General features: G+C 55.7%; 7 protein-coding genes and 1 pseudogene. 1 reads left to right on the top strand and 7 read right to left on the bottom strand.

The window, feature by feature from the left end:
* From AAC035_RS14715 to AAC035_RS14695, 5 genes are all read right to left on the bottom strand, one after another.
* On the bottom strand, nucleotides 1-897 hold an 897-nt coding region (locus AAC035_RS14715), incomplete at its 3' end, for a hypothetical protein (protein ID WP_339805442.1).
* Nucleotides 898-913: 16 nt separating this feature from the next.
* The gene (locus tag AAC035_RS14710) at nucleotides 914-1,582 is read right to left on the bottom strand and encodes a hypothetical protein (protein ID WP_339805440.1); all 669 of its coding nucleotides are present in this window, start codon (nucleotides 1,580-1,582) and stop codon (nucleotides 914-916) included.
* A gap of 209 nt (nucleotides 1,583-1,791) precedes the next feature.
* The gene (locus AAC035_RS14705; protein WP_339805438.1) at nucleotides 1,792-2,940 is read right to left on the bottom strand and encodes a mechanosensitive ion channel family protein; all 1,149 of its coding nucleotides are present in this window, start codon (nucleotides 2,938-2,940) and stop codon (nucleotides 1,792-1,794) included.
* Between the two features lie 178 nt (nucleotides 2,941-3,118).
* Nucleotides 3,119-3,502: an ion channel gene (locus AAC035_RS14700; protein ID WP_339805436.1), complete on the bottom strand. Its 384-nt coding sequence runs from the start codon at nucleotides 3,500-3,502 to the stop codon at nucleotides 3,119-3,121.
* Nucleotides 3,503-3,586: 84 nt separating this feature from the next.
* Complete coding sequence (locus AAC035_RS14695) at nucleotides 3,587-5,182, bottom strand: cation:proton antiporter family protein (RefSeq protein ID WP_339805434.1); 1,596 nt, start codon at nucleotides 5,180-5,182, stop codon at nucleotides 3,587-3,589.
* A gap of 243 nt (nucleotides 5,183-5,425) precedes the next feature.
* On the opposite strand from AAC035_RS14695, the gene AAC035_RS14690 reads away from it, so the two are divergent.
* Nucleotides 5,426-7,120 carry a diguanylate cyclase gene (locus AAC035_RS14690; RefSeq protein ID WP_339805432.1) on the top strand — a complete coding sequence of 565 codons (1,695 nt, stop codon included), beginning with the start codon at nucleotides 5,426-5,428 and terminating at the stop codon, nucleotides 7,118-7,120.
* A 40-nt stretch (nucleotides 7,121-7,160) separates the two neighbouring features.
* Here AAC035_RS14690 and AAC035_RS14685 read toward each other — a convergent pair whose 3' ends face one another.
* A complete protein-coding gene (locus AAC035_RS14685; protein WP_339805430.1) occupies nucleotides 7,161-8,489 on the bottom strand; it encodes a diguanylate cyclase in 1,329 nt (442 codons plus the stop codon).
* Between the two features lie 63 nt (nucleotides 8,490-8,552).
* Nucleotides 8,553-8,971, bottom strand: a pseudogene (locus AAC035_RS14680) (histone deacetylase); the annotation flags it as partial.

Raw genomic sequence — 8,971 nt, 5'->3', positions numbered from 1 at the left:
TTTCTTGTCCAGCTCTGTGGTGGCTTCAAACAACGCTTTGGTATCGTCGTATCTGGTCTGGAAGTCCGCTGAGAAGAATCCCGGTAAGATTTCCAGTCTGAAGGGGATTTCAGGACGTCCACCGTCGCGGCCATGTTCCAGCATGGTGGTCAGCATTTCGAGCAAACTGGCATAGCTTCGTCGATCTGCAATCAGTCCCTGTTGCTGTTGTCTTGCGGGTTCGCTGGCAGTGTCGGTTGCCAGTGCCAGCTCCGCCGACTGGATATTGCGCTCGTTCAGTGCCTGCAGAACAATCAACCGCCGTATATAGCGCTGATAAACAGCTGCCCGTTGTCGTCTGGCCTGTTTGACGAGGCCATTAGGACGGAGCCATCCCTTTCGGTATCGGGCGATAAACTGGTCGTAGGCATGAACGGTGTTCCAGGCCCTGGCCTGTTGCAGGCTTTCCTTTGCTTCCATGTGTTTGCGGACTTTCGGGATCAGAATCAGCGTAGCAAGCAGTGCCAGCAGCAGCATACCCCAGAGAAACCGTGATACCGGATGCCCCGGAACTGCGAATGCGGCGGACAGCGGTGCCATTCCCATATCCGACAGGGGTTCGGCGTAGTCGTGTTCAGGGGTGTAGAAAACCTCGGTGGCGAACGCCTCAAAGGGCAGCAGACGATTGATTTCCCAGCCCTGATAGGCTTTGGTGTCCTGACCGTCAATCTGAAGAATCCTGACGCTGTCCTCGACCAGAAGGTATTTTGGTGGGCCGTAGCTCAGGGCAACCAGAACACCCACGACCACCAGCATCAGTAGGACTCGCATGCCATCACTGGCCAGAAAACGAAAGCGCTTGCGGTTAAGGTACAGCAAGGTAACCAGGGCAATGGCGCCGATCACAAGATATTTCATGGTGTTGCCGGGCCCGTTACTGGAAAAGCAGATTGGAGTCGGCCAGCATGGCCCAGAGCACGTAGAACATGCTGCTGGCCCAACGGCCCAGTGAGTATTCAAGCCCGAAGGCAAAGTCATGAGGTCGGGTCAGGGTTATTGCCACGGTGGTTGCCATCAGTACCAATGCAAAGGCCGTCCAGTTGTAGGACACCCATGGGTCCATCCACTTGCTGGGTAGCCACCTCGCCAGCAACCGGCGAAACGGCGCAATAATGACACTGACGATCACCAGACTGCCGACAAACACGCCGAGCCGTATCAACGCGTAAACGATGTCGCCCTGGGCGGCGAACGTAAAATGATCGACCATTACCATGGCTGCATACAGCGCAATTCCTGCAGACAGGAAAGACGGGCTCTCACCTTTCCTGCTGAAAATCCGGAACGCTATGCCCAGACTCTCGACCATCAGCCAGACCGCCGGCAGGGTGAAAAAGCCCAGCACAAGCAACAGGTGGTCAGAAGCGGAATAGCGTGCCAGAACGCCGATACTCCAGCTGACAAACAGGATGGTGATCAGCAACAGAATGCAGGTGCGCCAATAGTCGCCCGGAGTTATATCGTTTGGTCGCAGCTTGCCATGAACGTGTGCGGCAGCCACAAAAATGGCAAGGTAGATCGCAGACAGTAGCGCGGTTGTCACGGTTCGTTGTACTCCATCAGGAAAACCCGGAGGCATCGTGGGCGACAAAAGATGACAGGACATTAATGTCCGGAAGGGGCGGGAGGATAAGGCAAACGTCGGCGGAAATCGAATGCCGATGCGACACACACTGCTCACAGTGGGAATGTTTGACGTGATATTACAATTGGTGAGCGGTTGTGGCGGATACCGGGCCGGCTGTGGCGGGCTCAGTCATTTTCTGCCGCAGTACCGGCACCCTGAATTTTCAGCGGAGCAAGCAGAGGTGACAGCCCCCTGGCTTCATCGATGAACAGCTGCAGGTGCGGGAAGGGTATTTCAATCCCGGCTTCGTCGAGACCTTCCTTGATCTGTTCCAGCAACTCACAAACAATCTTTGGCTGAATGTCGATATCCTCTGGCCGTATCCAGAACAGCGCCACCAGATCGACCGACGAGTCTCCCAGTCCGGTCATGACCACCCTGGGTGCCATAGCGGGTGTCTGCAGCGTATTCTCATGGGCCTGAAGCAGCGGCAGGATGACGTTGCGGGCTTCTTTGGCGGACTCCTTGTAGGCAATGCCCAGTGGAATCCGGATGCGAGTCGGTCCTTCGGCGCTAAAATTGATGATGTCGGAGGTAGCGACACTGTCATTGGGAATCATGGTAAAAATATTGTCCCGGGTCCGCAGCCAGGTGGTCCGGAAGGCAATTTTGATGACCTTGCCTTCCTGGTCATTGATTTTTACCCAGTCGCCGATCCTGAAAGGGCGCTCGATCAGCAACGTAATGCCCGCAATGAAATTGGACAGCGTGGACTGGGCCGCAAAACCCACAGCAATGCCGACAATGCCCAGGCCAGCCAGAATGGACAGCACATCAAAGCCGAACTGGGCCAGCAAGGTAATCACGCCCAGGGTAAGCAGCACAACCAGCAACATGTTGTTGATCAACTGGCCCAGCGAGGCATCGATCGTGTGCCGGCTTAACAGTTTGGAAAAACCGTTGGTGAGCGCAATCCACACCAGATAAAAGCCAAGGCCCATAATGCCTGCCCGTACCTGGCTTTTCAGTAGCTCGCCGGAAGCGCCGTACTGTGCGGACAGGGCGACCACCACGGCCAGCATGAAAATATATCGTAACGAAACCTGAAAGGACGTGTACAGGGTGGCACCGGGATTCCGGCTTTTGATCACCGCTGCGAACAGGAACTTCAGAGCCAGGTAAATCGCCAGCAATACTGTCAGCACGATCAGGGAAACCATAATCTGACCGGCCATCGTGATTATCAGGGTTTCCCACTCCAGGCCGGATATGCCCAGTGCCTCAACGGTGTTATTCAAAGTGCGCTGCAGTTGTTCCCAGAGACCTTGCAACATTGAATGTCCTCGAACGGTGACCGGGCGGTTCAGAGCCCGGGTGGCCCTGACAGGTATTGGCGAAGATCTGTTTCAGTTCATGAACAGGAGCATCGGCAGCAGTGGGGGCAGTCCGGTTTGATCACCGGTTGTTGTCGCCCATGGTGCGGGCCATGATCAGGTAACCAAACGAGGCGGATCAGGTAATCATCATGAAACCGACCAGGGCCTCGGTGCCGGCCAGAAACCGGATATGCCCCGTTGCCGCCAGATCGCCCCAACCTACCGTAGTATAGGCTGTCGCAGAAAAATAGATGCAATCCAGCAGGTTTACCACCGGGTAGCCACTGATTTCGCCATAGCCATCCTGATGCAGAAACCACCAGAAGGTCGCGCCAAACAGCCATACCTCCGCTACATGTGCCAGAAGCAACACGAACATGGTAATCAGGATGATTGGTCGATTACGGCTGCCACCGCCTGGCCTGCTCTGGCGACGGCTGCACCAGCCATTGAGCGCCTGTATGACTTCGTAGTGAAAGACAACAGTCATACCCACGACCAGGGCAGTCACTGATGTCATGACGAGCTCTGTGGACATTGAAACGCCTCTACCCGTTTTCAGGTGCGACAATTTCCGGAGACACAGACGGGAACCTTATCCCGTTTACGTGGATCCTGCAGTGTCAGATGTTGTGGATTGGGTTTGCCGGGCTTCCTGCAGACCTGGCTGATCCATCAGATGGCTGGCAAGGGCTACCCCGGTCTCACTCATGGTCAGGTAGGCTTCGTCAGCACCGGCATCACGTATCTTCTCTGCCTCATCAGAATACATGGTGTGAGCGACGATATAACCTTTGAAATCAAGTTTCCGGAGCATTCGCGCGGCAATCAGTTTGCCCTCAATATCGTTCATTGCCAGGACAACTGCCTCCAGCGAGGGTATATGCAAGCCCTCCCAGAACGTGGTGTCTTCCGCATCCGCAAACACCACATTACGTCCTTGCAGCCGGTGATTTTCCGCTTTTGCAGGGTCCGAATCGAGGCCCATGATCTTTGCCTGTTGAGGCAGCAACCAGTCGTAGGTGGCGGTACCTGTGCGCCCCATGCCCATGACCAGAATTCGGGTATCTCCAAGGGAAAGCGGTTGTTCATCGGGGTGCCGCTTTTGACTTTCAAAGCGAACAATGTGGTGCCCGATCTTTTCAAAAATGCTGTGGGCAAACCGGTTGACGGGTGCCGAGATCACAAACGATATCGAGACGGTGATGGCCAGGGGAATCAACCATTCCGGCAGTGCAATACTCGCAACAATCAGTCCGAACTCGCTGTAGTTGGTCAGCGACAGCGACGTCAGAAAGCTGCTGCGGGCCCGTAGCCGGAACGCCAGTAACAGGAAGTAGAAAAGAAGGCCCTTGAGCGGCAGAACCAGGCCCGCCACAACAGCAAACATGAGCGCTTGCTGGTCCGGTAGTCCGCCGATACCAATCTGCAGGAAAAAGCCCACCAGAAAGATTTCCTTTACACTCCACAGCGATTTGGCGAGCTCCTGGGATCGCGGGTGGTTCGCCAGCATGGCCCCGAAAATGAGGGCGCCGAGCTCCGAGCTGAGGCCGACGGCCTCGAACCCGAGGCCACCCACCACCAGGGCAAGCAACAGGCCCAATAGCACCAGCAGCTCATCATGGCCACTGGCATCCAGCAGCCTGAATAGCAGTGGCCGCAGCAGGGGCAGTCCGAACACCAGCAGTGCCCATTCAGAGGGGGACTTGCCGGCCGCAATGCTCATGACAACCAGTGCGATCAGGTCCTGCATGATCAGGATGCCAATGGCCACCCGGCCATGAAACGCCCGCAACTCCCGTTTGCTTTCGAGCACCTTGGCGGCCAGCACAGTGCTGGAGAATGACAACGCGATGGCCAGCATCAGAGCGGTTTTCCAGTCCAGATCCAGCAGCAGGAAAAGCCCTGGCGCGAACACCAGACAGGTGATCGCGAAGTGCAGAAGACTGCCCCCGATCACTTCCGGACGGACAATGGCGCGCAGCTTCAGCTTGAGCCCCACGGTGAACAACAGGAGCAGCACACCCAGATGGGCGATGTGCTGAAGCACCGCCGTCGCCTCAACGGCTACACCGGTCATGGAGGCCATGGCGCTGAGAGCGAATCCCGCTGCCAGATAACCAACCAGTGGCGGCAACCCCACCGCTTTAACAATAAGACCGAGGGCAAAGGCGAATGTGATCCAGATGGCTTCAGGCATGGAGAGAAGGTTTTTTTTGGAAGATTGTCGAAGATTACCTGATTTCAGGTATCGATGTAGCGGTTTCAAGATTCAGAGCGGAATGGGCATGGGTTCAGGATTGCCTCGCTTTTAGACAGCGGGGTGAACTAACCGTTACAGCTCAGGCATTGTGACAATCTTTACAATAGCGACATATCTACACCAGATCCATGACTTCGGCTACTATGAGATCAGGACCACCTTACAAAAAAGGGTAAAGACTTGAGCCTGCAAAGCCGATTTATTCTTTACACCTCTTTACTTATTCTGAGTGCAACCCTGATCACCTTCTTCGCCTTTGATCGTGTGTCGACCCGTATCGTTGAAGAGTGGGGGCAGCGTATTGCGGGTATTCAGGTTCGTTATGACAGTGCCCGTCTGGCACAGCCCCTGGAGCGTGAAATAGCGCTTGCCTATCAGTTCGCAGACTCAACCGTGCTGAAGCGCTGGATAGCACAGCGTTCTGACGACGAGCTGAAAGCCCAGGCAATGGAAGAGATGGAGAGCTACCGACGCAGCTTTCACGACAACAACTACTTCGTTGCTCTGCTTGAGGATGGCGCTTACTTCCACAACAACGCCGGCAATGACTATGGTGACGACCCCCTGCGCTACTATCTGAACCCGCAGAGACCGGACGATGCCTGGTTTTACCTTTTGGTGGAAGAAGGCCGGGATTTTCATCTGAACGTCAATCCGGATTCCGAGCTGGGGGTAACCAAGCTCTGGATTGATGTGCTGATCCGGGATGGTGATGACATTCTGGGTATCGTTGGTACCGGTCTCAACCTTGAACGCTTTCTTGAAGAGGTTGTTGATATCGGACAGCCGGGCATCACCAGCCTGTTTGTGGACGTCAGCGGCGCTATCCAGCTCTACAGGGACGTGAACCTGATTGACTATGCGAGCCTGGTCAAACCCGAAGGTCAGAAAAACACCATTGACGTGTTGCTGAATAACGAGGCCGACCGGTCGAAAGTAAAGGCCATGATGGCGACGCTGCAGGCAAATCCTGAGGATGCGGTCAGTGGTCAGACAGTATTGACAGATTTCGTCACGGTCGACGATCGCCGTCATCTGCTGGGAATTTCACTGATGCCCGCGATCGGATGGTATGAAATAACCCTGATCGATCTTGCTGTCCTGATGCCGGTTTCAAGCTTTCTGCCCATTGTCGTTGTGTTCACGGTGTTGCTGATTATCAGTCTGGTGTTGCTGTATCTGGCTTTGCGGCGCTGGTTACTGAATCCGATAGCCGACCTGGAGCAGGCCATGCAACAGCTGCGGGACGGTCACTTTGAGAAGGTACCCCTGCCGGAAGGTAAGGGTGAAATGGCCAGCCTGATCCAGATCTTTTCAGGTATGTCGGATGCCATCCGGAAAAACACCCGGGAGCTGGAAAGTCGGGTCCGGCAACGCACCAGCGAGCTGGAAGAGCTGGCCCGGAAAGACCCCCTGACAAACCTGCTCAACCGGCGCGGTGTGACCGAAGTAATAGAAGCCGAACGTGAGCGTGTGCGGCGCCAGGGAAAAACCCTGGGTGTGCTGTGGATTGATCTGGATAATTTCAAAGCGCTGAACGATGCCGACGGGCATGCGGTTGGTGACGAGGCGTTGCAAGCGGTCTCTGCCATTCTCTCCAGCAATCTTCGTGGTTACGATCACGCCGCCCGCTGGGGCGGTGACGAGTTTCTGGTGGTGCTCTCGCCCTGTGATGCTGAAGCGCTTGCCCAGCTGGGTGAACGATTGCGGCAAAGTATTGCAGAGGCCATGCAGGCCAGGCACTGGTCCGTGACCGCCAGCATAGGCGGTTATCTGGTGCAGCCGAAGGATTCTCTGGACAATCTGCTGCGGCAGGCGGACGGTGCCATGTATCAGGCCAAGGCCAAAGGACGCGACCGGCTGAATCTGGTTTGAAGAGGCAGGTGCCAGTTCGTCAGACTGGCGCGCCCCGCTCTCAGGATGGGCTTTCGCCCGTGTGCTCGGAGGACGCGAAAAAACACATCCGGTTGGCACCGGCTGTCTTGGCCACAAACATGGCTTTGTCTGCGGCTTCCAGCAGCGCACCGGGTGTCGAGGCATCAATGGGATAGAACGCAATCCCGACACTGACCGAAATCCGGACTGGCTGTTTGTCGATCAGGAATGGCTGTGCGAGAGCATCAATAATCGTCCGGGCTACCTGCTCTGCGTCCTTGTGCTGCTCTGCGCCGGTCAGAATCACGGTAAATTCATCACCGCCGAGGCGGGCCACCGTGTCTTCCTCCCGAACGCAATCGCTAAGGCGCTTTGCCACATCAGACAATAACCGGTCTCCGGCTTCATGGCCAAGCGAGTCGTTGACATCCTTGAAGCCATCAAGGTCCATGAACAGCACGGCCAGTGGCAGATTACTGCGCTTGGCGTGCTTGACCTCCTGTTCAAGGCGATCCTGGAACAGGCGTCGGTTCGGCAAACCGGTCAGCAGATCATAGTGGGCGTTATGCCAGATTTTTTCTTCGGCCAGCGTCCGCTCGGTCACGTCCTGAAAGACGCAGATAATGGCTTCGGTGTTTTGCTCCCCATCCAGCACCGGTGCCAGCAGGTACTCGAACCTGTCACCCTGGCCGGAATCAAATCTGTGGGTGAACTTGCCCCGGTATGTGGACCGTTCTGTCATGACCTTTTCACGGTTGCGCTCGAACTCTGATGCAAACGAAAACCCGAGATCAACGCTGGTTTTTCCGATGATGTCCTCAAGGTTCAGCGCAAACAGCTGGGTGGTGGCCCTGTTTGCGTAAATAAACCGGCCCTCAAGATCGAGCACATAAATCGGATCGGGTGAGGCCAGCAGAATGGCGCCAAACAGCCGTGTATCCATCTCTTTTACGGTGGCGTACTGCTCCAGTGATTCAGCTACCGCCTGATCTATGGCCTCGTGAAATCTGGTGAGGTCTTCCAGATACGGTCCGGATATGGTCGGGTGAGCTTTGGTCCAGTGTGACACCACGCTCGCTCGCAGGGCCCGGAACTCGGACACGGTTTCAATGACAGTGAAGCCGCTGGACTGCCGGTCACTACCGTGTACCTCTGCCCAGGATTCCTGTCCTTTGGCCGGGGCCTTGCCTTTCGATTTTTCGGCCCGCTCGGATTCACTTTGATGGGAATCCAGATCGTCGGCAATTTCCAGCAGCATTTCTCTGGCATGGTCCCGCAGTCCGGTCTTGCCCATGCGCATGGCAGGAAGGATGGTTGTGGCAAATTCTTCCCAGTCTTCAAGAATGGGTTCTATTTCTGACCGAATCAAAGCCGATAATCTCATGTCCATCTATGCCCGTGTGTGTCGGAGTAAAGTGCCTCCAGAAAACCATTAATCCGTGTTATTCAGATCGAAGGCGCTTTTATGGAATTCGATGGCTGCGTTGACCTCCTCGATACCGCAGTCTTTTGGCTCCACCGGCTCAGCTCCGGCAAGTACCTCAAGCACGGTGTGTACGCCACGGGACAAGGACTCGGTGTTGTAACCACCCTCGAGAACCATCACCAGACGGCCATCACAGTGCTTGTCCGCAATTTGCTGCACGATGCCGGTCATGGCCGCAAACCCGGCATAAGAAACATTAAGTGCCAGATCGAACCAGTGGGCATCAAATCCGGCGGATACCAGCACCAGGTCTGGTTTGAAGTAATCCGCGGCCGGCACCAGGATCTCCCGCATGGCTTTCAGGTAGGCCGCATCACCCGCGCCGCCTGGCATGGGTACATTGATGGTGGTGCCTTCGCCTCGTC

The sequence above is a fragment of the uncultured Marinobacter sp. genome (genome assembly GCF_963974375.1).
In the GTDB taxonomy this organism is placed as follows: Bacteria; Pseudomonadota; Gammaproteobacteria; order Pseudomonadales; family Oleiphilaceae; genus Marinobacter.
This window is presented reverse-complemented; position numbering and strand designations above follow the sequence as displayed.